This is a genomic window from Isoptericola sp. NPDC057191 (assembly GCF_042670225.1).
In the GTDB taxonomy this organism is placed as follows: Bacteria; Actinomycetota; Actinomycetes; order Actinomycetales; family Cellulomonadaceae; genus Isoptericola.
The window spans coordinates 1-1,783 of the sequence record NZ_JBHUWC010000308.1 but is presented as its reverse complement, the minus strand read 5'-3'; the positions used below and the strand labels follow the sequence as shown (position 1 = coordinate 1,783).

The 1,783-nt window shown below is 69.8% G+C and carries 4 protein-coding genes; 3 read left to right on the top strand and 1 reads right to left on the bottom strand.

The features are described from left to right. A partial coding sequence (locus ACFT55_RS20120) for a phage holin family protein (RefSeq protein WP_380245631.1) occupies positions 1-581 on the top strand: 581 nt, incomplete at its 5' end. Then, positions 578-895 (top strand): DUF3618 domain-containing protein, encoded by a 318-nt coding sequence (locus tag ACFT55_RS20115; protein ID WP_380245630.1) that lies wholly within the window; start codon positions 578-580, stop codon positions 893-895. The genes ACFT55_RS20120 and ACFT55_RS20115, both read left to right, overlap by 4 nt. A gap of 19 nt (positions 896-914) precedes the next feature. Here the strand turns inward: ACFT55_RS20115 and ACFT55_RS20110 are convergent, their stop codons facing one another. Then, positions 915-1,121 (bottom strand): BldC family transcriptional regulator, encoded by a 207-nt coding sequence (locus ACFT55_RS20110; protein ID WP_079575713.1) that lies wholly within the window; start codon positions 1,119-1,121, stop codon positions 915-917. Positions 1,122-1,518: 397 nt separating this feature from the next. Here ACFT55_RS20110 and ACFT55_RS20105 point away from each other — a divergent pair, with 397 nt between their 5' ends. Further along, positions 1,519-1,722, top strand: coding sequence for a DUF3073 domain-containing protein (locus ACFT55_RS20105; RefSeq protein WP_380245628.1), 204 nt, complete (start codon positions 1,519-1,521; stop codon positions 1,720-1,722). Positions 1,723-1,783 lie beyond the last annotated feature (61 nt).

The following is a 1,783-nucleotide window of genomic DNA, read 5'->3' as shown; positions in this document are numbered from 1 at the left end:
GAAACCCCCGTGCCAACGGCACGGGGGTTTCGTCGTTTCCGGCCACAACGCCCGAATCTCGCACGATCACCCCCTCGCCGCCCGCGTCGAATTGCCTGGACCAGCAGAGACGGGTTGAGTGGGACCGCACGGACGATCACCCACACGCAGGATCGGAGCAGCCGATGTCGGACTGGGACGACGGACGCACGCCGCCCGCCGAGCAGCCGCCCTCCATGGGGCGGCTCGTGGAGCAGCTGTCGGAACAGGCCACGCGCCTCGTGCGCGCCGAGGTCGCGCTCGCCAAGGCCGAGATGGCAGAGAAGGCGAAGCGGTCCGGCATCGGGCTCGGCCTGATCGCCGCCGCCCTCGTCATCGTGCTGTACGCGGTAGGCGTGCTGATCTGGGCCGGCATCACCGGCCTGGCCACCGCCTGGCCGCTGTGGCTCTCGGCCCTCGTCGTCGGCGTCGCGATGCTGATCGTCGCGGGGATCGCCGTCGCGATCGCCGTCGGCCAGCTCAAGAAGGCGGCCCGCCGGCCGGAGACGATCGACCGGGTCAAGGAAGACGTGGAGACGGTGAAGAAGGGGGTGCGTCGGTGAGCGAGTCCACGACGCCCGAGAACAAGAACCCGGCGCCCACCTCGCGGGAGCTCGAGGACGAGGTGAAGCGCACCCGCGCCGAGCTGTCCACGACCCTGGACCAGCTCGCCATCCGGCTCTCGCCCAAGTACCAGGCGAACCAGCTCGCGTCGGCGACCAAGCAGGCGGCGAGCGACGCCGGCGCCTTCGTCACGGGCGGCGGCCTTCCCGACGGCCAGCCCGGTCGGCGGCGCAACGCCCAGGTGATGCTCGGGGCGGCCGCCGCGGGCCTGGCGCTGGTCGTGATCGTCGTCGTCCGCGCCCGGCGCCGCTGAGCAGCCCCCCGCAGACCAGCTACTTGTCCGGCGTCGCCTCCTCGGAGGCGGCGCCGAGCAGCGCGCGCACCTCCGACTCCTTGTAGCGACGGTGCCCACCGAGGGTACGGATCGACGAGAGCTTCCCCGCCTTGGCCCAGCGGGTCACGGTCTTGGGGTCGACGCGGAAGAGGCTGGCCACCTCTGCAGGCGTCAGTAGAACCTCGGAGTCTCCGTGGAGCGACATCCCCTGCACCTCCTGGTGCGCGACCGGCCCGGGCGGCGCCCGGTGTGCGGACACGGTCTCGCTCATCCATTGTGTGCAGAAAGCGGGATTGAGGCGACTTGGGAGCCGGATGAAATCGTCCGGATCGTACAGACTGCCCCGAGACGCACCGTGCGTCCCGATCTGGCTGTCACGCGCCCGCGACCGACCGGACCGTGCACCGATCGGTCTCGTGACCTGAGACACCTTCCGGAGCGCGATCACCCCTCCCACGTCCTCCGATACGCGCGGCGCGTGGCGCGGAGTGGAGGGAATGGCACGCGAGCATGTACCGTTGGGGTCTGAACAGACTACTTACGCACGGGGCCGCCGTCATGGACGGCGCAAGCCCCGCTCCTACGTTGAGGGGGTCTCAGCCATGGGCCGCGGCCGTCAGAAGGCAAAGCAGACTAAGGTCGCTCGCGAGCTGAAGTACTACAGCCCCGAGACGAACTACCACGCGCTTGAGCAGGAGCTCAAGAGTAGCGAGGGCAGTCGAACGGATGTCGTCACGGAGGACCGTTACTCCCCCGGTGACGACGAGTACGACAACCGATACAACGCCTGGGGCGACGAGCGCTGAGTCGTCAGCGCCAGGATCCCGTCTCCCACGGGTTCCTGCGCCGCGCGCGAAGGGCCGGACG